The organism is Mogibacterium diversum, assembly GCF_002998925.1.
GTDB lineage: Bacteria > Bacillota > Clostridia > Peptostreptococcales > Anaerovoracaceae > Mogibacterium > Mogibacterium diversum.
On the sequence record NZ_CP027228.1, the window covers coordinates 1276720 to 1301913 of the forward strand.

The 25194-nt window shown below is 42.5% G+C and carries 25 protein-coding genes and 1 other RNA gene; 1 reads left to right on the plus strand and 25 read right to left on the minus strand.

All coding sequences use genetic code 11. The features are described from left to right. Positions 1 to 13: 13 nt before the first annotated feature. From C5Q96_RS05950 to C5Q96_RS05985, 8 genes are all read right to left on the minus strand, one after another. Positions 14 to 1417, minus strand: a complete 1404-nt coding sequence (locus C5Q96_RS05950) for an MBOAT family O-acyltransferase (RefSeq protein WP_106057483.1) — start codon at positions 1415 to 1417, stop codon at positions 14 to 16. After that, positions 1407 to 1904 (minus strand): DUF4358 domain-containing protein, encoded by a 498-nt coding sequence (locus tag C5Q96_RS05955; RefSeq protein WP_106057484.1) that lies wholly within the window; start codon positions 1902 to 1904, stop codon positions 1407 to 1409. The genes C5Q96_RS05950 and C5Q96_RS05955 overlap by 11 nt, the downstream gene beginning before the upstream one ends. Beyond that, a complete protein-coding gene (locus C5Q96_RS05960) occupies positions 1905 to 2714 on the minus strand; it encodes an SGNH/GDSL hydrolase family protein (protein WP_106057485.1) in 810 nt (269 codons plus the stop codon). A gap of 91 nt (positions 2715 to 2805) precedes the next feature. Continuing rightward, entirely contained in the window at positions 2806 to 3267 is a 462-nt protein-coding gene (locus tag C5Q96_RS05965) for a threonine/serine exporter family protein (RefSeq protein WP_106057486.1), read from the minus strand. 1 nt (position 3268) lies between these two features. Further along, the gene (locus C5Q96_RS05970) at positions 3269 to 4027 is read right to left on the minus strand and encodes a threonine/serine exporter family protein (RefSeq protein ID WP_106057487.1); all 759 of its coding nucleotides are present in this window, start codon (positions 4025 to 4027) and stop codon (positions 3269 to 3271) included. A gap of 27 nt (positions 4028 to 4054) precedes the next feature. Then, entirely contained in the window at positions 4055 to 5707 is a 1653-nt protein-coding gene (locus C5Q96_RS05975; protein WP_106057488.1) for a putative manganese-dependent inorganic diphosphatase, read from the minus strand. A 109-nt stretch (positions 5708 to 5816) separates the two neighbouring features. Continuing rightward, positions 5817 to 6293 (minus strand): peptidylprolyl isomerase, encoded by a 477-nt coding sequence (locus C5Q96_RS05980; RefSeq protein ID WP_106057489.1) that lies wholly within the window; start codon positions 6291 to 6293, stop codon positions 5817 to 5819. A gap of 143 nt (positions 6294 to 6436) precedes the next feature. Then, positions 6437 to 7315: a DUF445 domain-containing protein gene (locus C5Q96_RS05985; protein ID WP_106057490.1), complete on the minus strand. Its 879-nt coding sequence runs from the start codon at positions 7313 to 7315 to the stop codon at positions 6437 to 6439. A gap of 160 nt (positions 7316 to 7475) precedes the next feature. Here C5Q96_RS05985 and C5Q96_RS05990 point away from each other — a divergent pair, with 160 nt between their 5' ends. Beyond that, entirely contained in the window at positions 7476 to 8231 is a 756-nt protein-coding gene (locus C5Q96_RS05990; RefSeq protein ID WP_106057491.1) for a tRNA threonylcarbamoyladenosine dehydratase, read from the plus strand. 95 nt (positions 8232 to 8326) lie between these two features. Here the strand turns inward: C5Q96_RS05990 and C5Q96_RS05995 are convergent, their stop codons facing one another. From C5Q96_RS05995 to rplQ, 17 genes are all read right to left on the minus strand, one after another. Beyond that, a complete protein-coding gene (locus C5Q96_RS05995; protein WP_106057492.1) occupies positions 8327 to 8860 on the minus strand; it encodes a hypothetical protein in 534 nt (177 codons plus the stop codon). Positions 8861 to 8896: 36 nt separating this feature from the next. Beyond that, positions 8897 to 9847, minus strand: coding sequence for a bifunctional DNA-formamidopyrimidine glycosylase/DNA-(apurinic or apyrimidinic site) lyase (gene mutM / locus C5Q96_RS06000; RefSeq protein ID WP_158696706.1), 951 nt, complete (start codon positions 9845 to 9847; stop codon positions 8897 to 8899). 18 nt (positions 9848 to 9865) lie between these two features. After that, a complete protein-coding gene (recR, locus tag C5Q96_RS06005; protein ID WP_106057494.1) occupies positions 9866 to 10468 on the minus strand; it encodes a recombination mediator RecR in 603 nt (200 codons plus the stop codon). 12 nt (positions 10469 to 10480) lie between these two features. Beyond that, on the minus strand, positions 10481 to 10843 hold the full coding sequence (locus tag C5Q96_RS06010; RefSeq protein ID WP_106057495.1) for a YbaB/EbfC family nucleoid-associated protein: 363 nt from the start codon (positions 10841 to 10843) through the stop codon (positions 10481 to 10483). A gap of 21 nt (positions 10844 to 10864) precedes the next feature. Then, on the minus strand, positions 10865 to 12703 hold the full coding sequence (gene dnaX / locus C5Q96_RS06015; protein WP_106057496.1) for a DNA polymerase III subunit gamma/tau: 1839 nt from the start codon (positions 12701 to 12703) through the stop codon (positions 10865 to 10867). A gap of 41 nt (positions 12704 to 12744) precedes the next feature. Beyond that, an RNA gene (ffs, locus tag C5Q96_RS06020) (signal recognition particle sRNA large type) lies at positions 12745 to 12958 on the minus strand. A gap of 371 nt (positions 12959 to 13329) precedes the next feature. Continuing rightward, positions 13330 to 14013, minus strand: coding sequence for a hypothetical protein (locus C5Q96_RS06025; protein ID WP_106057497.1), 684 nt, complete (start codon positions 14011 to 14013; stop codon positions 13330 to 13332). A 36-nt stretch (positions 14014 to 14049) separates the two neighbouring features. Beyond that, a complete protein-coding gene (locus C5Q96_RS06030) occupies positions 14050 to 15714 on the minus strand; it encodes a hypothetical protein (RefSeq protein ID WP_106057498.1) in 1665 nt (554 codons plus the stop codon). Further along, positions 15714 to 16007 (minus strand): hypothetical protein, encoded by a 294-nt coding sequence (locus C5Q96_RS06035; RefSeq protein ID WP_106057499.1) that lies wholly within the window; start codon positions 16005 to 16007, stop codon positions 15714 to 15716. The genes C5Q96_RS06030 and C5Q96_RS06035 overlap by 1 nt, the downstream gene beginning before the upstream one ends. Positions 16008 to 16049: 42 nt before the next feature. Then, on the minus strand, positions 16050 to 16325 hold the full coding sequence (locus C5Q96_RS06040; RefSeq protein WP_106057500.1) for a TIGR04197 family type VII secretion effector: 276 nt from the start codon (positions 16323 to 16325) through the stop codon (positions 16050 to 16052). 11 nt (positions 16326 to 16336) lie between these two features. Then, positions 16337 to 20608, minus strand: coding sequence for a type VII secretion protein EssC (essC, locus tag C5Q96_RS06045; RefSeq protein WP_106057501.1), 4272 nt, complete (start codon positions 20606 to 20608; stop codon positions 16337 to 16339). Positions 20609 to 20646: 38 nt separating this feature from the next. Next, the gene (locus C5Q96_RS06050; protein WP_106057502.1) at positions 20647 to 21927 is read right to left on the minus strand and encodes a type VII secretion protein EssB/YukC; all 1281 of its coding nucleotides are present in this window, start codon (positions 21925 to 21927) and stop codon (positions 20647 to 20649) included. Positions 21928 to 21929: 2 nt separating this feature from the next. Next, on the minus strand, positions 21930 to 22157 hold the full coding sequence (locus tag C5Q96_RS06055) for a hypothetical protein (protein ID WP_106057503.1): 228 nt from the start codon (positions 22155 to 22157) through the stop codon (positions 21930 to 21932). Then, complete coding sequence (locus C5Q96_RS06060; RefSeq protein ID WP_106057504.1) at positions 22126 to 22656, minus strand: hypothetical protein; 531 nt, start codon at positions 22654 to 22656, stop codon at positions 22126 to 22128. The genes C5Q96_RS06055 and C5Q96_RS06060 overlap by 32 nt, the downstream gene beginning before the upstream one ends. Positions 22657 to 22818: 162 nt before the next feature. Continuing rightward, a complete protein-coding gene (locus tag C5Q96_RS06065) occupies positions 22819 to 23106 on the minus strand; it encodes a WXG100 family type VII secretion target (protein ID WP_106057505.1) in 288 nt (95 codons plus the stop codon). Between the two features lie 24 nt (positions 23107 to 23130). Then, the gene (locus C5Q96_RS06070) at positions 23131 to 24591 is read right to left on the minus strand and encodes a YhgE/Pip domain-containing protein (protein WP_106057506.1); all 1461 of its coding nucleotides are present in this window, start codon (positions 24589 to 24591) and stop codon (positions 23131 to 23133) included. A 260-nt stretch (positions 24592 to 24851) separates the two neighbouring features. Beyond that, on the minus strand, positions 24852 to 25193 hold the full coding sequence (rplQ, locus tag C5Q96_RS06075; RefSeq protein ID WP_094233355.1) for a 50S ribosomal protein L17: 342 nt from the start codon (positions 25191 to 25193) through the stop codon (positions 24852 to 24854). Position 25194 lies beyond the last annotated feature (1 nt).

Genomic DNA, 25194 nt, shown 5'->3' on the forward strand with positions numbered 1-25194 from the left:
TTACTCCTCTACGCTAGAATCTGAAGTACAGGAACGGATTATACGAACCATATACCAGATATGCGACAGAAACGATGAGAACTGCGAACACCAGCGCAGTTCCTACCGCCGGTTTCTTCCTATAGAGCTCTCTGAATTTCTCAATTGGATATGGTGTTGCCACGCAAGCACCAACAGCTAGGATGATGAAATTCGTTCTTATGTAATACAGCGCTGTAACATTTATGAACGACACCTTGCCGAGTCCAAACATGACAGCGAGATACGAAAGCGCCTTGCTGATATCTGTGATGCTGAAGAAAACCCAGCTTACCATGACTATGACTATCGCATATGTGTGTCTAAACCAATTTGGCGCCTTCTCGAGATATTTACCATACACGTACTTCTCGAGTATCAGCAGCACTCCGAAGTATGCGCCCCAGAGCACGAAGTTCCAGCTCGCACCATGCCATAGGCCCGTCAGAGACCACACTATTAGCAGGTTTAGGATGTGTCTGTGCACCTTTACTCTGTTTCCTCCGAGTGGAATGTACACGTACTCACGGAACCAAGTAGAGAGCGACATGTGCCATCTGCGCCAGAAATCAGTGATAGTCGACGCGATATACGGATAGTTGAAGTTCTCGTCAAACACGAAACCGAACATCTTACCGAGGCCTATCGCCATGTCGGAATATCCGCTAAAGTCAAAGTAAATTTGCAAGGTGTACGCCGCAATTCCAATCCAGTACAGTACCACCGATACCTGACCGTGTGGCAGACTCGAAATTTCTGTATAGAGCGAACCGAGCGCGTTGGCAAGAATTACCTTCTTGCCGAGTCCAAGGATAAACCTCGATGACCCCTCTCCGAATTTAATGAGTGTGGTTTCGCGATTATCTATCTGGAGTTCAACGTCTCTATACTTAACGATAGGTCCTGCGATGAGCTGAGGGAAGAACGACAGATATAACGAGAACTTGAGCAAGCTATACTGCGGTGCAACCTTTCCCTTGTACACGTCAAATACGTATGACATCGCCTGGAAAGTGTAGAACGAAATTCCGATTGGCAGTGCAAGTGACGTATAGTGAATATGCCATCCTGTAATCGAGGTTATCGTATCCATGAGGAATCCGAAATACTTGAAGAAACCGAGTATCAGCAGGTCTACCACCACTGTAAACAGCAGATTTCTCCTGCCGGTGCCCCCATACTTCTGCTCATTATGAATCTGAATAGCCATGAAGTAGTTGAAGAACGCACTGTACAGCATCAAGAATAGATATACCGGTTCTCCCCAGCTGTAAAAGAACAAGCTGGCAACGAGCAGCACAATGTTGCGCTTCCCCGTCTGTTCCTTCGGAATCAGATAGTACACGAGCATCGTAATCGGAAGGAAATAGAATATGAAGATAATACTGCTAAATAACACTTAATAGCACCTCCTCATACTTATCTGGATCCTTGGCAACTCCATAGAAGACATACTTGCCCCTTGAAGTTACGATTGCATTCTTAAGCTCCTTGACCTGCTCAGGTCCGTAGTTGTCAAATGCCTCTATCTGGCTTGTGATGCGCTTTTCTACGGCATCTTTGACAGCTTTAACATCAGACTTATTCTTGACCTTGATGACCAGAACCTCGTCAACAGACAGGGCCTCCTTGCTCTTGTAATACAGAACAGCCTCATAATTATTAGCATCTAGTCCTATGAACTGCACGAGATCACGAGGCTTCTGCTTCTGCAGTTTCTCTATATTAGTCTTCTTGATGAGCTGCGCCTCAATCTTGTCCATCGAGACATCCTTTGCATTTTCACGGCTATACACGATAGCTAGAAATGCAAACAGGACAACGAGAAGTGCACATTTGAGGATTCTGCCATATCTTATAACGTCTCTGCGTGATTTGCTATTCATCTACAGTTCTGCCTCCTCAATCATCCTATCTAGCCAGTACGGATAATACGTAGCCTGAGCGTGAATGCCGTCACCAGCATATAGCTCTGGATGCTTCTGCAGAATATCCGCAGTTGGAATATATACGTACTTGTTCTTAGCGCACATCTTCTTGATTGCGCTGTTAAATTTCTTATAATTACTAATCGACTTGTTCTTTGCCATCGCTGCATCAGTAGGTGCCGAGATGCCGCACACACAAATCTTCGTCTTAGGTGAAGCCTTGTGGAAAGCCTTTAACCTTGCTTCATACTTCTTGATAAATGCTTTTTCATCACCTCTGTAATTACCCATATCGTTCATGCCAAATGCAAAGAACGCAGTGCTTGGATAAGTTCCCGCAGCACTCGAGAACAGGTCATCTCCAGTCATTACGCTTGAACCAATCTTGCTAAATACCTGATCATCGCTCAACCAGCCATACACGCTGAGGCCTTCAGTAACAGAGTCACCGACAACGATGCTGCCCTTGAACTTGCTCATGTATCTAGCCTTGTTGCTCTTCCCATTTGCAGACACCTCTCCGCCGAGTGCAGAAACAGCCTCTTCAACGCTAGTTACAGAGCTCTTCTGCAGTGCCTCAACGCTCTTCTTATTCTTCTCAATCTCATCCTTTCCTACCGGTACCTTGCGGTTGAACTTCAGTAGGTTGAATAAAAAAACGACAAGAAAAAGCAGCAAGATGATACTTGCCACTTTATTCTTATTCATGTCCTTTATGTATTCTCTCGCTACATTTGTAGCTTGCTTATTATTTTTTACTCTAGCCATATTTCCCCTTTCAGGTAAATCCTTAGACTATATAGTACCACCTATACAACCTTTTTGTGGCTATTTTTTTTAATCTAATTCATGAATTTTTTTATGCCTTTTTGAGTTTGCGATAGAATAAAGTTCCGTACTTATTCACGATCTCTATTACCATAAATCCCATCGCAATTCCGAGGCAGTTCAGAACTAGCTGCTTGCCTTCACTCGCAGTTTCCTTAGGCATGTCCATAACCATAGCGTACATTACGAAGTAAAGGTTATTTCCCGGTACCAACGGAAATGCACAAACGCTTTGGAATATCGTTGCAGGTGCTTTATTGACTCTCGCCATAACCTGCGCGTAGCCAGCTACAAATATAGCGCTGACAAGCGTCGCCAAGAAGTAGTTATGGAGAATTCCATCACTAATTACGTACATACCCCATGTGCAGAATGCCCCGATTCCGCAGAAGAGCACCTGCTTGCCTTTAACGTTAAACCATAGAGCGAAGCCCACACAGGCAGCGGTACAAGAAATAAATTGTACTATTATACTTGGATGTAATTCGGTCATCTTAGAGCACCCCCTTGAATAATAGAATTGCTGAAACTATTCCGAAGGCGATTCCCGCTGCTCCGATTATAGCGTTTGAAATGTTAAGTATTCCAGCAAGTGTATCCTTGTGAAGCAGGTCGCTGATTCCATTCGTAAATCCGAGCGCACTGACTAGGAGCATTACTACACCGACCGTGATGTTACCTGACTTTTCTGCAAATCCAACATATACAGAAAGGATGATGAATACCTCTGCGATAAATGACTGAATGAAGTTGGAAATCAGAGGATTATTCTCTGTCTTCGCCAATCTCCTGCCTAGGAAAACAATGATTATCGAAGATATGGCAGCGATAATTGCATCCTTAACCCCGCAGTTAAAGAATACGCCGAATCCTGTTCCCCCAAGGATTCCTGCCAGATACTCTAGGTATGCAGGCTGAGGTGTCCTGTCCAGAACCTCTTGTAGCATGTTTGCAACCTCATCTGGGCTTGGTGTCTGACGACATACGCGTCTCGATAAATTGTTGAGATAATCGAGTTTATCAAAGTTCGATGAAGTAGACGCTATATGTCTAATCTGCGTTATGATATCGCCCTCCGCTGTCTCAACTGTTGCCTGAATGTTGCTGTAGATAACCCAGATATCTGCATGTTTGAAGCCATAGCTCTTACACATTCTGTACATACTGTCCTCAACTCTGCTCACATCAGCGCCTGCACGGAGCATCTCTCTGCCGATGTTCAGAATTTCCTTAAGAATCCTCTTGTAATCCATTTCTTTCCTTTCCTAAAAAAATAATAATTAAACGCCTTGAATAGCGTCCATAAACGCTGGTATGAGCTGTTTCTTTCTAGATAGCAGCCCGTCTATCTTAAATCCGCCATCTGTCGGAACGGCCCCTGGAAATGCATTCATTATCATCTCTCGAGCGTGTTCACCGGCATAAAGCATCTCTGACGAGGAGTGCTTGATATCAGTTAGTAGGAAAAATACCATCGAGACTTTGTTCTTGCCACACTCATGCTCCATGAGCGGAAGTAACATCTCCTTGATATTGCTCAGCTCACCTTCGTTCATCGAGCTTATCTGTCCAACTCCGAAGCTCGAGCTTCCGAATGTAAACTTTTTGTAATCTTGATAGAAAATTTCTTCTGCTGACTTATCCTTGAGGTCTGATCCTGCCTCGAACATCTCAGCTGCAAAAGACTCGATATCGATGCCCGCAATTAATGCGAGTGCACCCGCAGCCATCTTATCCTGCGTTGTACATGTCGGTGATCTGAACATAAGCGTATCAGATACGATTGCCGCACAGAGTAGCCCTGCAATGTGCTTAGGTACATCTATGCCACGCTCTATATACATCTGGTACAGGATTGTAGCAGTGCATCCGACTGGCTGAAGATTGAAGAATATCGGCTGAAGCGTCTGGATAGTCCCTAGCCTGTGGTGATCCACAATCTCAAGTATGTCCGCATCATCGATATTGTCCACTGCCTGTGACTTCTCATTATGGTCTACGAGAATTACCTGTTTCTTCCTGATATTGAGCAGATTACGTCTCGAAACTGTTCCTACGTAGCGACCTTTGCTATCTGTAACCGGAAACGCTCGATGCCTCGTAGCTCCCATCTCAGCTTTGACGCTGTCCGTATAGTCGTCCAGCTTAAAACCTTCGATTCCATCAGATGTCATAAATGCTTCTAGCGGTACACTCTTGTTGATTTCCCTCGATACTGAGAACGTATCAAGGTCAGTTTCAATGATAACTGCCTCCTTGGCTTTTGCAAGTTCTGCGACTTCCTTAGAGGCCTTCGCACCAAGACACAGGATAATGCATCCTGCGCCTGCCTCGAGTGCCCCAATTTGGTTTTCCTTGCGGTCAACAAGGATTACTAAATCGTGCTCCTGAACGACGCCCTGCATTCTTTCGACCAGCGCCGCTCCTACTAGGACCTTGCCCTTGTCGAAGTGAAGCTCCCCATCACCGACTACGATATGTCCGTCAATCGTAGCGGCAATATCGCTAAACCTAGGTGATGTGCTCGAAAGAAAAGAGCTGCTCTCCGCATCCATAAATGTACGCGCGATATCACCCTTCGTAATGAGCCCGATAACCTTGTCAGCCTCGGTAATTGGCTGGGTTACAGCCTCGCTTTTGCCCATGATGCTCCAGGCTTCCTTAATAGTCATCTCCTTAGGAACTCCCGGGGTGTGCCTAATCTCCATATCCCTGACCTGAGTAGCGACATTATCCACGTATTCAGGAACTTTAATACCAAATCTCTGTAGCACAAATTCCGTCTCTCCATTGATTTCACCAGCGCGGCGAGCGACGTAATTGTTGGTATTCGTAATTCGATTCTTAATCTCAGCATAGCCAATCGCTGAGCAAATAGAATCGGTGTCGGGATTCTTATGTCCAATTATTATTATCTTCTTATCGGATTCCACGGGCACCTCCGGATATCTTAAAAATTGGGAACGCCACACTCGTAGGAGTGCGGCGGAACTTCGTATATAGCAGTTCGAAATGCTCCGATACCTGCATATGAAGGCATTATTACTTAATTGTAATAGTCTTGATTACCTGATCTTCGTTAGGCTTATCCATCATGTTACGTGGAACAGAAACGATGCGGTCTGCTTCTTCCATGCCTTCTGTAACCTTTCCAAATGCAGCATACTGTCCGTCCAGATGCGGTGCATCCTCAACCATGATAAAGAACTGTGAGCCAGCTGAGTTAGGATTCATCGATCTAGCCATAGAGAGAACACCTCTAGTGTGCCTCAGGTCGTTCTTGAATCCGTTAGATGAGAACTCTCCTGGAATGCTGTATCCAGGGCCTCCCATGCCAGTTCCATCTGGGCATCCGCCCTGAATCATGAAGCCTGGAATAACTCTGTGGAAAATAAGACCGTCATAGAAACCCTTTTCACAAAGTTCTACGAAATTTTCAACTGATTTAGGTGCGATATCCTCGTAGAGCTCGCCACTCATGGTAGCACCATTTTCCATCTCAATTACGAAATGTTTCATCTATATCTCCTTCATTTTATACAAAAATCAAATGCTAATTTGTTCAACTTTATTAATTTTACATCATGCATATGTTCGCCGCAAGATACAATAAGCTTTATTTAAAAATAATCACTCTTTAGCTTTTTTTCGGTATTTTTTAGCTAAAAAATAAGGTTAACAAGACCTAGTATAAATCCAATTAGCGCACCTAGATTGACGATAGTAGTTAGCTCCTTCGACATCACCTCCATGACCATGTCCTCGAGCTGTTCAACTTCCATGTCCTCGATTTTCTGACTGACCATACTAGCGATATCCATTTTAGCGATAAGCTCCGGAATCACAGCTTTGATAGTTTTCCTATAAATCTCTCTTACCTTCGCCCTCAGTTCCTCGTCGCTCACACCATTACTCGTTATCATGTCATAAATGTTATCACCACGAAGCTTCTCCATACTGCGGCTAACCTCAGGTGCTAAGAAGTTGTAACAGTGGTCATCCACATACCTTCCGATATTATCCGAAATCGAACCAAGAATGCTATCTATCATCTCCGGATTTATGAACATCCCAAGCATAGATCCTCCGAGCTGCTCTCCGATTATCTGACCGCCCTTCACCTTGATTATATCTGAGAAATTAATACTCTTAACCGCATCCGCCATTCGTAGAGTTACCGCATAGTCGAGATTCGTCGTAATCATCTCGTACTCCTCTTCAGAGGATGAAATTGCTCTAAACCCACTATCGATATCTGATTTCAGCATCTTCATGATTCGCTCAGTAACAGCTGCTTCTGTCTCTTCATTAAGCGCCTTACTCTCGATATCTTCACTCGTGACGAGGTGATTCGATATCACATTTCCGACGGACTTTGCAAGCCTAGTTTTCCCCTTCGGAATAGCTCCAGGGGTCAGCGGCACCTTGTGACCGAAGATGTATTTCTCATGGCGCGGCCTGAACAGCATCTTGACCGCAATATAATTGGTACAATATCCTATAAGTGCTCCGATTAGCGGAGCAGCGATATATTTAAGCATCGTTAAAACCTCCAGTGCATACGAACGAAATTATATCACTAACTGGACGTTTTTTGCATAATAATGTAAGATATTTCAGTGATTTATTGCAATATATTTTAGCGATTTGACTTTGTAAATTTTGGTATAAAGCACAGGGGTTCGAGTCCCCTGCGAGTATATGATTAATCAATTTTCAAGAAGTGAATTAATATATGGAAAAGACGCAATCGAGACCCTGAAGGGCTGCCGAGTTGCGGTGTTTGGCGTTGGCGGCGTCGGTGGCTACGTGGTGGAAGCGCTCGCTAGAGCTGGTGTTGGTGCTCTTGACATCATCGATAACGACAATGTCAGCCTGACAAATATAAATAGGCAGATAATCGCTACCCATGATACTATCGGCGAAAGCAAGGTAGCGGTGTGTGAGTCGCGAATTAAGACACTGAACCCAGACTGCGAGGTGCGCGGACACCAGATGTTCTACTTGCCTGAAACTGCGGAGAATTTTGACTTCACCAAGTACGACTATGTTGTGGATGCCGTCGACACTGTATCAGCTAAGCTCGATATCATCGAGAGATGCAAAAGTGTGGAAGTTCCGATAATTTCCTGCATGGGGTGTGGAAACCGAATAGATCCTACGAAGCTAGCCATTATGGACATCACCAAGACATCGATGGATCCGCTTGCCAAGGTTATACGGAAAGGACTCAAAGATAGGCGAATTAAAGGTGTAAAAGTTCTCTGTTCCACTGAGGAGCCTATCGTGCCAGTCATCCCGGAGGGCGGAGAGGCTGAGTGCAAAGGAACTGCAGGCAGAGTGGCTCCTGGCTCAACCCCATTTGTCCCTGCTGCTGCGGGGCTTGCAATAGCTAGCGAAGTCGTGAAGAATCTCACGGGCTTCGATTCACGAAAACGAACAAAAGGTGGACATTAAGTCCACCTTTTGTTGTGGGAATCAAAGTATTTTCACGATCTTGATATATCACACTTTAATCTCCCTGACAGCATTTACGCGTTGAACATATATTTTTATTTGCACGAGTGATTCTTTAATACGAAAAAATTACCCGTTATGGATGCTTCAAAATCCATTGTAGGATTAAGTTCCTTTATATGATTAAATATTTTCGAATATTTATGGTCTTCCATTCTTTTTTTATTAAAATTTCTAACTGATATAATGCTTAGTGATTTACCCTCTTTAGGTTTTATTATGAGAGTAATGCAGTTACCTAATAACCCTATCCCAAAAGGGGCCCTATAAGCCATAATTATCTCTTTTATATCTGATAGATAATAATCGTATTCTTTGTTGTCAAGAGTGACTTTTAGCTCACTATTAGTGAGTTTTACAACTCCATTTTTTCGAAAGAAAAAATTTGAAATACGACTAAATATTATGCAAACAAGAAAAACAAAAATTATATTGCATGCCATATTAATCAATAAATTTTCAATTATAGGTAATTTATCAGCAACGAAAAGTGCAGCTGCACCTAGTGGAATCATAAATAAATTTGACAACCTATGATTTATATATTCTATCTCGTAAACTTTGTCCATATTTCATCGCTCCTAACCTTAATCATATCACAAGAATCACTCCTGACACTCAGGGCAGTACACACTGCTCCTGCCTGCAATCACAGCTCTCTCAAGCTTGCTTCCGCACTTTTGACATTCCTCTCCAGCATGATTATATACCTGCAGAAATGGAGTATTTCTATAATCCGTCCCTTTTCCTGCCAAATAGTCCTCTTCAGAAATCTGATTCTTTTCTATCATGAAATTTATCATCTTCGGAATCTCACTGGCGAGAGCCTGCCACTCATCATCAGTAAGCGAATTACAAGCTCTAGTCGGAATAATTCCGCAGCGGTATAGGATTTCGTCGGTGTAAATATTTCCAAGGCCTGCGATAACGCTTTGGTCAAGGAGCCCCGTCTTGATGGCAGACTTTCTCTTCGCTAGATGACCCTTCAGATACTCTCCTTCAAGTGTATCGTCCGTCGCCTCTGCTCCGAGCTGCCCGATACCGGTCGCTCTAAATTCTGCACCTGTCGTTATAGCCCATATACCGCCAAATTGCCTCTGGTCGATATAGCGGAGCTCTTTCTCGGTGCCGTCATCATCTCGCAGCTTAAACACAATATGCGTGTGCTTGAGTTCCTCATACCCAGGTGGCGTCACCAAGAGAACGCCAGTCATGCGGTAGTGAGCTACGAGTTTGAGCTCCTCTGGCGCACCTTCATGCTTCGGTGTGAGCATGTTGAAAATCAGAAATTTACCACGGCGCAGTACGGTATCAAACTTACTACCGAGCACCAGCTTCTTGAACTCTTCGGGACTGTAATTCTTGATACTCTTTGCCAGTCTCACCTCGGCATCTTCGATTGTGCAGCCACTTACTTGTGGTGCGAGAATCCTTCTCGCAGTTTCAACCTCTACTAGTTCAGGCATCTTGGCTACTCCCTTCAAACTAATTATAATACACACCGAGTGAAATAATGCAAATAAAATAGTCGGTGCACAGCCTTTAGTCTGTCTCATGCACCGACTCATCTTCAGTTATATCTCTCGTCTTCCTTCCATCGCCTTGAGAAGCGTGACTTCATCGGCATACTCTAGGTCTCCACCTACTGGAATACCGTGCGCAATTCTCGTCACCTTGATGCCAGATGGCTTTAGCAGCCTAGCTATGTACATGGCAGTCGCCTCACCCTCGATATTGGGGTTAGTTGCCACGATTATCTCGCCTACCTCGTCGTGCTGCTGGAGCCTAGTAATCAGCGATTTGAGATTAATCTCGTTAGGCCCGATGCCCTCTACCGGCGAAATAGCACCGTGAAGCACATGATACAGTCCTTTAAATTCCCTTACCCGCTCCATCGCAATCACATCCTGCGGTGTCTCGACAACACATACCTTAGTCCTATCCCGCGATTCATCACTGCAAATCTCACACGGATCGGTATCTGTCAAGTTGCCGCACACCGAGCAGTAATGAAGGCTTCTCTTGGCGTTCACGATTGAATTTGCAAGAGCTGTTGCCTCGCTCTCCTCAAGCGCAAGAATGTGGAACGCTAAACGCTGTGCGGTCTTGCCACCAATTCCAGGCAGCTTAGACAGCTCATTTATTAACTTGTTCAGTGGCTTTGGATACTGCCTCATCTGAACGCCTTTCTACAGTCCTAGTCCAGGGATGTTGAGCCCGCCTGTTACTTTGCCCATCTCATTCTCAGCGATTGCATCGATCTGGCGCATACCCTCATTTACAGCCGCCATGATGAGATCCTGAAGCATTTCTACATCATCTGGATCAACAACGTCTCTATCGATTACGAGCTTTGTGATCTCCTTGTTACCGTTAACAGTAACCTCAACTGCACCGCCGCCAGCAGTTGCAGTTGTCTCCTGCTCAGCGATAGAAGCCTGCGCAGCCTCCATATCGCGCTGCATAGCCTGAAGCTGCTTCATCTGCTGCTGCATGTTACCAGCACCACCGCCAACCTTCTTTTTCTTACCTGCTCTCATACCTTTTCCCATGATTTTCTCCTCCAATATGTGCTATTTAATGTCTATCTTATCTACGCCAAAAAAGTCAGCTACATCCTTCGCCACTTCCTTGGCTATCTCGTCTTTTTCCTCTGCTGCATCAATGAGTTCCTCATCGAACCTCTGAAGCCCAGGTTCTTCAACTTGGCTAAGCTCCCTTGCATCCGCCGGATTATACTCCACAACTCTAAGCGTGATGTAGAACTTATCACCATATAAGGCCTTAGTTATCCTGTTGAGCTCGTCTAGTGCATCATCAGCCATCAGGCTCTTGGTCTTCTTAACCTCTACGGTAAGTTCGCTACCGTGTAAATCGACCAGTCTCGTGTACTTCGCAACCATCGCCATGAACATCGCATCTGTTCTAGCCATCTGGTCACAGATTCTATCCCACATCTCATCAAGATTATGATTTGCTTCAAACTCCACGATGTGCCTATCTGGTGGTGCCCCCTCGAGTGGGTTAAATTTCTGTTCGAATAGAGGCTGTGGTTCCTCTACATCCTGCGCTCTCTCCGCACTGGCATTTGGACGAGGCTGAACCTGCTTCTCGTAAGCATTTGTAGCTTGCGGCTCCTCCTTTGGTGTTCCTGATTGCGAAGCTTCTGCGCTTATTGACTCTGGTCTATGGTTCTCTGCCTTGGCATTCAACCGCTGTGCACTACTCGTCGCTGGTGCAGTCCCTGCCTCGGTCCTTGGAGTCCTAGCGCTCATAGAGATATTCGCATTTATACGAACTGGCTCAGTCCTGACTTCCGCACTCTCACCTACGATAAGTTTAATAACACATGTCTCTAGCAAAATCCTCGGCATAGTCGAGAACTTTGCCTTATTGACGGTGTCCGAAAGCAAGCGAATGCCATAATTTATCGCTTCGTCACTCAGAGACTTTGCCTGTGCGACGATTCTCACAGTGTTCTCGCTTGAGGCATTTACAAGCTCCGAAGGGTCCTGCACGTACTTGCAAATCATGAGATTCCTGTAGTGCATTAGCCAGTCCGAAAGCAGCTGCTTGGCATCCTTACCTATCCTCACCATGCTGTCTATATCAGCGAGCGCCGTTCCAGCTTCCCCTGTCCTAATCGCATCTGTTAGCTCTATATAGAAATCATCTCCTGCGCCGCCCGTATACTCCAGCACCAGCTCTCTGGTTATAAGCTCATCACCAGCGTTTATACACTGCTCGAGCAGACTGAGCGCATCTCGTACGGAACCGTCTGCCTTGCGGGCAATAACGGCTAGGGCATCTTCTTCTATGTTAATCGCCTTCTTCTGGCAAATCCTTCTCATGCCGTCCAGCAGATCATTTTCCGAGACATGCCTGAAGTTCAGCGTTAAGCATCTTGATTTTATCGTCGCTTTGATCTTCTCCGGGTTGGTCGTCGCCAGTATGAATATTACATGCGCTGGTGGCTCTTCAAGTGTCTTGAGGAAAGCATTTTCCGCCGAATCGGTGAGCATGTGCGCCTCGTCTATGATGTAGACCTTGTACTTTCCAACGGTTGGCGGATATTGCACTGATTCGGTAATCTGCCTTAGGCTCTCCACACCATTGTTGGATGCTGCGTCCAGCTCTACGACATCGAGAAATCTCCCCTCTGTAATCGCCCTACAATTAGCGCACTCACCACACGGTAGGTCTACGCCGGGCTCGCTGCAGGTGCAGTTAACTGCTTTTGCAAGAATCCTCGCTGTCGTCGTCTTACCCGTGCCTCGGGTTCCCGCAAACAGATACGATTGGCTCACCGTTCCCTTCTTGATCTGATTGCGAAGTATCTTCACAATATGCTTCTGTCCGATTATCTCTTCAAAGCGTTCCGGTCTTTCAGACCTATATAGTGCCAGATGCATATCGTACCTCCTCGTAGTAATCGGATGCGTCTCATATTACGCAATCCCATATATTAATCGAGCTCTTAGACACCTTGCGATCAGTAGGAGGCGAATCTGCGGCACATGAGATGTCCCGCTTAATGCTGCTTCCTCTCGGACCTGACATGGTTCACAGTATCCCATTGCGCAGGACCCCCTACAAACCGCAAGCTGCCTAAGAGCACTTGAATATTATATTATCTATATTAACTAGTGTCAATCAGACATGAATCAGAAATATGTAGCTTTTACAATAGATTATCCGCATCAAGTGTAGGTGCAATTGAGACTTCATCAGTTGTATACTACTCCTACATCTGCTCGCTCCTTTGCTACATAATTGAGGTTTACCTGCATTCTGCAATGTTCCGCAAGTGGTGTCAATGTTGCAAATTGAGTTTGTTTGTGGCGGTAGTCATCTTATCCTTACGAGCACTAGTGAGTTTATGCAAATATAGGCATAGTTATCGTTCCGCTTATAACTATGCCTATATCTTTATTCCCACTCTTTCTAACATACCGCCTGTAATACATAAGAGTGATTACTTTGGTCTGCGTCGACATGAAAGTAAAATCTTTACTTTAACAACTTTCATGCCATCAGACTATTCAGTCTTTTTGTTATACTCTATCTGTGCATTCGTTGGTCCAATTATTTGAGTACCTTCATCGACAGTTATTTTCTTTAGTTTTGGATTCTTTGATACGTCTAAAACCTTAATATTTGTATTTTTAATCCATATATGTTCAAGGTTTGGATTGTTTGAAATATCTAGTTCTTCAAGAGGTCCATTAAAATATGAAAAATTATCAAGCTTTTCCAGTGATTGTAGGTCTATTTTTTTAATAGAGGTCCCTTTTAAATAAATGTAATCACACTTATTATTAAATTTAATATTTTTTAAAGCCTTAGTTTGACCAATTACTATAAGTCTCAGTTTCTTATTTTTGCTAAAATCAAGCTTTTTTAATTTAGACTTATTCTTTTCTGCATATAACACTAATTCAAATGATTCTAGTTCTTTTACTCTGCTGACATCTAGCGAATCAATTTGGGAATAGTATGGGTCTGTAAGATCTATTCTCCACACTGTTTTATCCCCAACCTTCGCTGGGATTGAGATATCTTTTCCTGCTTTCTCTATATCTATCCTCGAAAGACTGTAGTCTAGATTTTCATCCATATAGAACTTATCTTTATCTGTAACGAATAAATTGCAGCCACATAGCACTACTATTATAGACAATATAATTACTGAAATTTCTACTTTGTATTTTATTCTTTTCACTTATTTATTCTCCTATCAGATAATACTATTTCATGTTTATTTTTTTAGATATGCCTCGTTTAGTCTGCCCAAGTCCTTAAAATCATCATTATTATATTTATATGGTTTTTTCTTCATCTGCGCCTCAAGGTTCTTCAAGTTTTTATTCGCATCTTCAGGATAATTGAGCGCCTCATCCAACTTTATAGGATCTTTACCATAGTGCTTAAAGACTTCATTATAAAAATTAACTCTATCAGCCGTTTCGTTTGTTGGATACATATTATATATTAGCTCTCCTTCCTTCGTTTCAGGAATTGCCATAGATGTTCTAAGTTTGAAACTGTTTGACACGGTGGATATTCCTCCAGAGTCTATTCCAAACTCTCCTTTCTTTCCTGCTGTTTCACTACATTCCAGGTATGTTTCTATCCCGCCCTTTAGTAGCTTCTCGCTTATTCTTAACTCAGGCATAGCAAAGTCATATCCAACATTTATTGTCATTTTAATAAGTTCTTCCTTGAGGTCCTTTCTGAGCAGCTTTTTTAAGTACTCAACTTTATGCTTAGATAGATTATCTGCACCAAGTGTAGGTGTACTTGAAACTTCATCAGTTGTATACTCCTCATGACTTGTTATTGGTGTCGCATTATTTGAGTCAGAATATCGATACTTTGTGTACTTATAATGATAGTGTCCATCTTCCAATGTGATATCCCCTATCTTATAGGCATCAGATCTAGTAAGAGCCACACTTAGTATAGTGCATCTTTCAAGTATTCTAGAGCCTACATCTTTTGGTGAGGTCATGCAGTGTATATTCATTTTAAGATTAAGAGCAGCAACCAACTCATCTGCACTCTTTTTTCGCTCTAGAACACCATCGATTGTGCGTTTATAATAATGCTTCACAACCTTATTCATATCCTCTGGCTTCGCATCGAATAGCAAGAAGTCGGTATATTTATTATATACAGCTTTCTCGACTGGCGTCATCTCTGCTATGGTCAGATTGGAAAACTTCTTTACGAAGTCCTCATTTAGTCTGCCTTTAGATAGCATGCTCTTCGTATACTTGTCTAGTAGATCACTGTTCATTGCCACTGCCCAGGCCGGCATGTTATCGTATGTGAATCCACCTTTTCCAGACTTTTCTAGCTCTGAAATGCACTTATTCAGCTCTGCGAGAGCTGATTTCGATTCTAAAAACAGATTGTTCGTATTACTTTCAATCTCGTCAATCTTCTTTATCTTGTTATTCAGCGCAGTAATAGCTATATCTGCTCGCTCTTTTGCTGCAGAATTGAGGTTAACCTGCATCCTGCAATGTTCTGCAAGTGGTGATGCTATCGCAAATTGAGTTTGCTTGTTGCGGTAGTCCTCAATTCGCTCGGAGCACCTCTGCCTTATCTCCTTTTGTACTTTAAGCATCTCGAGTATGCTATCTTCATTGAGGTACTCATTACCAACTCTTATCGACATTTCATCGCAGTCTTTTATCATACTTTCAGCAACCACGATAAACATATCCATAACTGATTCATAGCATAACACTTGATTTATCATAGCATCTACGGCTTCTCCCTTTGCTGATATTGCTTCATTTGAATATCTAGCAAGTGTCGATTTAGCCTTGCGATAATTAGATTCATATGAATCTACATTCTTTTTTATTGCATTCATTCCCATACGCATTAGCGTTGGATTAACAATTCTGCCCATTAACTTCTTTCTCCTTCTTTTTCTTTGCATATTTTTCGAAGTCGCTTTAATTCTACACACATTGAATTCATCAGCTCCTCCTGACCTTGCTTTTCTGCAACTAGCAGCTCCTGCTGCTCACTAAGAACACTTCTTAATGTCTTATCTGATTTCCAATAATCAATTTGACCTTCTACTCCTGCAATGTCCCTTCTTCTTTCAAAATCATCTTCAAATTGATTGTTTTCCATTTCTTTATAGAAAACCTCCATCTTTTCAAGCTGGTCATTTTGCTTATTTGTTTTGTTATACATCACTTTCACCCTTTATAATTGTTTTAAGCAATTATTTTATAGTTATTTCTTTCCAAAGCATTTGGCAACTTTATTATCAAAATCCTTAAAACCATTATGCGCCTTTGCAATTTTTTTAGCATCTCTGTTAAGTGCATTATTCATAGCTGTTACTACGTTGTTACAAGCTTCGTAACATTCTATGCTATTTGCATTTCCGGCTATTGTTGTTTCATAGTCTCTTGCAGTGACTTCTTTTATTCCCATTGTCGATGAAGCTACATCCTTCTCCATACCTTTCATCGTATTACTATTTATTAATATTTCTTTGCTGCTCATATTAATCTCCTCTACATACGGGGAATTTTAACCATTGCTATAACCCCATTTTCGTATACATATGACATCCCACGCTCTTTACCAAGTTCATTTTTTCTAATAGCAAATATTTGCTGTGATTGTGGATCTCCCAGTACTATTCCACTTTGTGCGTTATCTCTTACTGTTTTTGAGACTGCATCAAATCCTTTTAGCTTATTTGACATTGCAGTTGCATAAACATGGATCTGAGTTGCAAGACCTCTGCATAGAAGTGAATTGAATTCTGTTACTTTGCTTCCTAGTACTTCAACACAAATATCTACATCCTCTACGATAAGTGATATAGGATCTAATGATGCGTAGAATTCTTTCATCTTGAGGTTTCCATCATATTTGCTATATGCCCTCTCTCTCGTCTGGATGATATCTTCAAAGTTAGCAATAAATTCTCCAATATCACTTGCTGGATCAGCATATACCACATTATTGCTATTCTCGTAGTCATCCAAATCTCTTGTCCTTGAATCAAATAGAAAGATTTTCTCATTATTTAGCTGCTCCAAAATAACTTTAAGAGCATTAGTCTTTCCTGACTGCACAGGACCCAGAATGAGTTTAACTTGAGATCTATTATCAATATAGTAAGGTGCCACTTTCTCACTATCAAGACCTATTGCGATTCGGTTATCTCCATCTACCTTATCTAATATAATCTCTTCAAAGTTGACCTCATCTGGCAAGACGGAAATCTTCTCTGCTGTTGTACCAATATTCGCGTTCTTAATGGCCTCAACCATACGTTGCAATTCTGTGTTGTAATGAGACTTATGCTCACATCTAACTGGCAAAAACTCCTGCATCAAATACACATTATCCTTGCTCACTAGAGCGCGACCCTTAATATCTGACAACTTGTATTCACTGCGTCCGATGAGCGAAACAATCTCGCTGCTATCGGACATGAAGTTGCAGATTCTAGCTCCAAAGTTATTTAGCACCGCATACTTCATAGCATTTGCTCTTGTTGCTGTCACAAGTGTGTAGATTCCTACTCCGACTCCGTCTCTTGTCAGCTGGGTGAAGTAGTTCTCCAGATCGTAATCAATCTCCTTGATGACGTCGTAATTATCTATAACTACAACAATCGCCGGCATGATTTCACTGCCTGAAGCATTGTACATCTCTAGGGTTGTGACATTATAGCGGGCGAACTTTTTCTTTCTCGCAGATATCTCATCTGAAAGAATATTCCTTAGCTTTCTAAACTTCTCCGTATCGTCAAAGGAGATATAGTCGGCAACCTGTGGCAAATCCTTAAGAGCGAAAAGCGCCGTGTTACCGAAGTCCACGATGTACATATTAAGTGTATTTGGCGAATTCTTAGCTGAGAGCGATAGAATCGCATTAGTTGCTGCTGTAGACTTTCCCACCTTTGATGTGCCGAATATCGCCATGTTTCCGGACTTCGAGAAGTCATGGGTATACACTTCCTGCTTCTGCTTATCAGGCATGTCAATAATGCCGACATCAAATGAAGTATCAGGGAGTTCTCCCACCTCTATGTTAGCAATATTAGGGTTTATTATCTCCGTAGCAAGTGGTGGTAGCCATGGCTTCATAACTTCTGTGCATGGTTCTGCTTCGTATATATCCCTGATATGGTCTACAACTGCATCGAGCTGCGTAACCTTGTTTATGTCGCTCGATTCGCCGAGGCTCAGATCTTCATTGATTAGCCTACCCTGACCGAGCTCATTGAGAACGAAGATCCTCTCATCGGCTTCGCTCTGCTCTTTCTCAACGCTGTATGCACCTCCACTATATGCAGACTGGAAGAGCTCAAATATCTCGTTGTTTCCTACCTGCAGATACGCACGTCCTGGATTTGTGATATTGGCTGCATCACCGCTATGTAGAAGTTCACGGCTGTCCGCTTCGTTCTGAACCTTGAGGCACAGCTTAAACCTTGAGTTGCTCCATATCTGATCATCCACTATGCCCGTAGGTTTCTGCGTCGCAAGTATGAGATGCACTCCGAGGCTTCGGCCGACTCTCGCTGTCGACACTAGCTCTGCCATGAACTCAGGTTGCTCCTTCTTGAGCTCAGCAAACTCGTCGGAGATTATAAAGAGGTGTGGCATTGGCTCCGTCGCCTGACCAGCTCTGAATTTCTCCGAGTATTTGTTTATATTATTTACACCGTTTCTATTAAATACATCCTGACGTCTCTTGAGCTCACTCTTGATAGATGCGAGCGCTCTCATGCTCTCTGCCCCATCAAGGTTCGTAATCGTTCCGAGCAGATGTGGCAGTTTCCTAAACAGGTTTGCCATTCCTCCACCCTTATAGTCTATGAGCAGGAATCCAACGTCGTGAGGATGGAAGTTGCATGCCAAAGACAGTATGTATGACTGCAATATCTCCGACTTTCCAGAGCCCGTCGTACCCGCGACAAGTCCGTGTGGTCCATGCGCCTTCTCGTGTAAGTCGAGAGTTACGATATCTCCTTTGCCACGTACACCGAGAGGTACCGATAGCGACCTATGAGTCGCGTTGCTGTTCCACAAATTCCTGACATCTATTTCCGCAGGTGATTTCACGCCGTATAGCTCAAGGAACGAAATATTCTCTGGAATCTGCGTGGTAACGCCTTTGTTATGAATGAGCGGTTTTAGGCGTCTTGCAAATGTCTCATAGTCAATATTTGCCATGTCAAACTCGAGCTTCTTATTGATAAGATGCCCTTCGTCCATGAGAACCTTCCCCTCGTTCTTAGCCTCTACTTCTAGTATCGTCTTAACATTCTCAGGTAGATTCTTCTCCGTCTGCGTTATGTATATAAGGGTAAATCCAAGCTCCGAGCCTTCCTCCTTGAGGTGCTCCATGATGCTGTGATTTATAATAAGCTTTGACTCATCGATGAGAAATACATAGTGAGGAGTGAATCTAGTTTCCTTCCTCGACTCATCGCGGGTCAAGCTTCTCGCCTTGAGTTCTCTTGCGATGTGCCCGAGCACCTGATCTCTCTGATTTTCCCCTATGATTACGCCAGAAACATTGATACTTCTAATCTCTGTATGCGGTAACCAGTGCATCCAGTCATATTCTGAGTTATTTGCCTCTCCGACAACTGGTACGATGCAGACATCGTGGTAACTCTGAAAGAATGCCGTCTGTGTTACGATATCTCTCAGTCTCGCTCTACAGTATTCAGGCCTTCCAACGATTCCTAGGTGAGATTTCTTGAGATCAACGACATATGGGAGGTCTTGAACATCTTTGAAATTATTATATATATCAAGCATCTCACTATACAGCTTGTCTCCAGCTCTACCGTACCCTTCATCATCACACTCGATTTTGAAGCTAGGAACTCCCGGTGCTGTGCCAAGCGATATGGTTAAGAAGTCCTCATCGTTGAAATTCCTCTCGTAAATCCTATTTGAATAGTGCTTTACCTCGTCCTCGATCTTCACTAGGCTTAGGTTGTGGTACCTCTTTGACTCCTTAAATTCTTCGGTTCTATCATAGAGTTCTTTCCTCTTCTTGAGTAGATACTCCTCGTATGCCTCGGTGCGCTCCTTTTTCTCTGCAGCCTTAGCTTTCTTATCATCAATATACGTAACAACCGTGATTATCATGGTTGCACCTGTTGCCGCAACCATAACCATCATGAACATGCCACGTCTCATGAACACGCTCATGAGAATCGTAGCTATTATCATCACGCAGCTAGGAAGTATGCGCTTAACGAGTTCGCCTCTCTTCTGACGTTCTTCTTTATCTGGTGTCTTAATCTGAATCTTAGCATAAGGCTCTGTCTTGATTATTCTAGGTGAACGCTTGTATATTGGAAAATCTTCGAAACGCTCTGGCTTGCCGATATATGAAATCAGATCTGTTTCGTATGTTTCTCCACAAACTCCGCATATTTCTAGCCACTCTTCGTGGTATATAAATTCAGTTTCGCCAATCAGAATCTTATCTCCTGGAGTAAGATCTGCCACTGCAACTTTTTCTCCATTAACATAGACTTCTCCATGTGATTCGAGGCTTCTGCCTGTTATGACGGTGTAAGGAGTTTCGGAGTTAGGACGAATTACGCATGACACCGCATTCCCTATTTTCACCACTTGCTTCCCTCTTGTAGCAAGCGCTTCGTACTGGTTGGGAAGTGCAAGTTCTGTCTCTCCCGCTTCATTAATGGCACGGCAAAACAGCGTCACCTCACCTAGTGACTTTCCATCTACTACCCTCTCCGTATACTTGCCATCTTCGAACAATAAAAGTCTGTAATCCATATTATCTTCCTACTGCAATTTATTTATGATCAATGCTTCTAATTAAGAAGCTTCGGTTCGTCGCTTGAATTATCACCACTTGAATTTGCGCTGCTCGCATTAGAACTACTTGCCTCGGTAGTTGATTGCGCCGACGCTCTCGAATCTCCCGATTTGTTAGTCAGACCATACTTGTCTTCTTTTATTGCTTCAAGAAGCTTTTTAATCTCTTCATCTAACTTGTTAATCGTCGCCGTCTTCTTCGCACCTGACATTGATGAATCCTTGCTCACCTGTGCACGCCTCTGAGCTAGTGCAAATACACGATGCTCATTATCTCCAAACTTCTGAGCATAATCGTCAGCAGCGATATAGTCTTCTCTTCCAATCATCACCCAGTAGTTTAGGTAATCCTTGTTCGTCTTATATCTATTGATAGCCTTTAAAATGTTATCCTTCTGCACTGCTGTAAGCCCACTGCTTCTGACGGCTGAAACCGCTGCCATATATCTTGTGGAATCCGTCATTTTCCCTTCATTAAGCGATGTTAGCGTCTTACCAACCGAACCGTAATCTTCAGCAAAATACTGTTCTGTAGCATTCAAGATTTTCTTATTAGTTCTGCCTTTATAGAAATATTCGTATCCGAGGAGCGAAAGTGCGATAATCATAATGGTACATAGCACCGGTAGCAGTACCTTGTGTCTTGTTATATCCTCTTTCTTCACTGTGACGAAATTTTCGTCTAAATTTTTCTGCTCAATAGCTGCCTCTTCAGTTACCGCTTTTACTACTCCGTTTACCGAATCTGCAGCTAGTACCTTGCTTAGCACATCAGTCTGGGAGAATAAATCATTTCCCCCTTTCAAAAAATCTTCATACGAATGCGACCCATCTAGTACTGCTCCGGCAAGAGCCTTATACTCGGCTAAGAAAGTACTGTCATTTGTCTGGAACGTTCTATCCAGTACATATGCTCTAAAGCCTATATCAATCATCAAATTGTCTGGATTAAGCGAAAATGAATATATATCAGTAAGCTCCTCCAAGAAGCTCACGTTGATCAAAAGCTCATATTTATCAATCAATCTTGCACTTTTTACCCTATCGAGCGTCTTAAGTCCCTTTATCTCATAGGAAAACACATAGTAGTCATCCTCACTCGTTATCTCGCACGGAACAAGCCTCTTACTTGTAAGTGCAAGTTGCTTAATTCTATCCTCTCCAACGGGATAATCCGTCTTCAGGTGGCGTATAGTATAATTCTTATCGCTGCTAGCTTCTTCTATATTAATAGCTGGACTACTCTCAGCTTTCTTTTTCTTTTTTATTTTAATCATAGTTACTTTATCTCCGTAATTCTATCACCCGAATAAATACCTTCTTCCTGAAAGGTGTTAATAGTGCTGATTACTCGCTCCTGCACAGCCGATCTCATGAATGCTTTGCAATTTCTTGGTAAATACCCCTGTCGTGCAAGCTCACCTATAACATCGGAGATTCTTCTCCTGTCATCTATAATTACACTCGTTTCAGTGTCACCTTGCGCTATTGTTATGGATATTTTCATGTTTCTTCCTTCTCCACCTAATAAATATTACCGAGATAAGACACATCATAGTTCCTACGATCAATACATCTATAACTCTCATTGTGTCGATACCGATATGCCCCGTCTTCGAAGAGCTCTCTACTCCCGTGTTTACCTTCGTAAATAGCTTCCCTTCATTTATAGTATCTCGTACCTCTTTGTCATAGCTTCCTGTCCCTTGCCAATCTACGGCAAACAGATTAGAAACCATCTGCTTCTGGTCCGCTTCTTTCTTTTCTTTAATATCCTTCATATTCGCCATACTTTCATCAGTAAAGACAGCGAATCCGTATTGAGATAGAATATTTCCCTCTTTTCCATGCTCTCCACTTATGCTCTCAGGATCTAGTGATATGCCTGTTCCATCTGCATATGCATATATGGAAGAGAATGCTGTGAACACCAGAAAAAGTATCGTTGTGATCAAAACGATACGATTCACATTACCTCTACCCTTTACTTTATCAGTAATGTTCATTATTCCTTCCTTTTAATTCTAATTAGCGGTTATATTAACCTCCAAATTAATTCTGATAAGCGGTTATATTAACCTCCAAATTAATTCTGATAAGCGGTTATATTAACCCCCTAAACATCAAAAAATCCTTCGGCACCATAAGATGCCGAAGGACAACAATGCTTATATGAACTGTCCTGCGATGTTTGCGTCAAGCTCCTGTGCAGCGGCTAGAGACTGGTCAATCTGTCTAGCGATTGTCTCAACTAGCTCTCTAGTCTTGTCTAGTCCTGGCTTTAGTCCGGCAAACTGCTCAACATATGCGTTAGCAGCTGCACCCTCCCAGCTATCAGGCAGAGTGTTAATAACGTTCTGCATCTGTGTAATAAGCCCTTCGAGCTCATTGCCCTGTGATCTGAGAGTTGAAGATGCCTGTGATAGGCCTTCTGCATTTAGTCTAATCTGTGTCATGTCTTCCTCCTTAGTGACTTTGCTTTACTTCTTTTCAACCAGCATTGTTGGCTGTATTAAAAACTTTATAACATCACTGCTTACTCTGCCTTCAACCTTAGCGTTGGACAGAATTTCGCTAAATGCCTTGAGTCTTGTTTTTGTATCAAGGCTGTTTGCTTCAGCAGTTCTATTGAATGCATTTACCGATGCATCAAGCGCTGCATGGTTCTTAGCATTTGTCTCGTTCATAACTTTTACAGTATCCATTGTGAATTTGCTATTTTCTGAATATGCTGCAGTTAGCTTCGAAACATTCTCATTCTGAACCTTGTTAAGCTGCTCTGTTGTGCTATTTAGAATCTGTAAGAAGTCATCCATTCTATACTTTATTGCCTTTTCGTATGTTGCTCCAGATGAGCTTACTCCAGCATTACTATTCCTTGTCATAGTTTCAGGGCTGAGCTTTGATGACAGGTCACCCATAGTTCCTTGATAGTTTCTAACGGCATTTACTAAATCATTTTTATGATTTGCTATATCGGACGACGATGGAGCAGAATCCGTAACTATTCTCTCTGCATCATCGACCTTTGTTCTAGCAGCGTCTAAATCAGCACGGTTTGTTCCTGTAGCAAGATATTTATCTACTTCCTCTTTGTACTTTGCTACTGCTTCTTTATATCTATTTACATTGTTAATGTAATTTACAGCAGCATCGATATCACGCTTTACTAGATCAAGTTTCTCATATACAGCATAAGACAATGTTGGCGATAATAGTTCATCACGTATTGTATCGTAATTTTTAGCATATGCCTCTTTATATAATGTGTTTAAATCTGCAGCATATGATTTTCCGTTTTCAGCGAGTCTGCGTGTGTCCTGATTATTGTATTTAACATTCTGCTCAGGCATGTTAGGCATTTTGAAATCAGCATTGTAATTTCCTGATGCAAGCTTTCTCGCAGCTGCCAGGTTGCTACCATCATTATTAAAGATAGCACTTACGTTGTACTGTCCTAGTTCCACCTCGTCAAGTATCGCGTTAACATATGCGTATGCGAGCTTATCGTTGAATTTCTTGTATGTCTCAAAGACACGATCTTGTGTTCCATCATGAGATGCTTTGTTCAGCTTGTTACTAATCTTATACTCTAGCTTTATTGGCTGTGGGTTCTGGTAGTTAATATTTAGAATATTAGCCGACAAGTCAGAAGGAAAGAAAATAGCTCCAGCATATGTCCCCTTCTTGATGCCTTCCTCTGCAGAGGCGCTGGAAACAACTTTGTACTTCTTCTTATCAAGTGTTTTGATAAATTCCTCTGAGTAGTTAACAGTCTTACCAGAGCTCTCAACCCCTATATCCTGATTGACGATAGCAATAGTACCCGATGACGAACTCTTCTCTGTGTTCGAACTTCCTCCTTTTGAACATCCTGTTACTAGTAACGAGGTAACAAGAATGAAAGCAAGTAGTAATGATGTGATTGTACGTTTTTTCAATTTTACCCTACCTATTCTGGAATTTGCATTTCTGATTAGTGCTATTGCATAGCGTAAAATCAGTTTTATGTTAATTCCAACACATAAACACCATAATTTTTTTATAATTGTATTATCTCATTATATTTACTCATGTGTCAATACCTGTGCAAAAATAGTGATTTTTCATACTAATATAGTGATTTTCTTGTAATTAAACATAAAAAGAGTCCTCCTCTCGGAGAACTCTTTATTATAATTATATCGATTAGACGACAGCTCTATACGAGCTCGAGATATACGACCTCCGCATTATCTCCCTGTCTAGGTCCTAGCTTAAGAACTCTTGTATATCCGCCATTACGCTCAGCGTACTCTGGTGCGATCTCATCAAAGAGCTTTGTAACTACATCTTCATCGAAAACGTATGCGAGAACCTGTCTTCTTGCATGAAGATCTCCACGTTTAGCTAGTGTAATTAGCTTCTCAGCTTCACGACCTGCTTCCTTCGCTCTATCTAGAGTTGTAGTAATTCTACCTTCTCTGAATAGATCGGTTACGAGGTTTCTTAGCATGGATTTTCTGTGTGCAGAATTTCTGCCCAGCTTCTTGTAACCATTCATC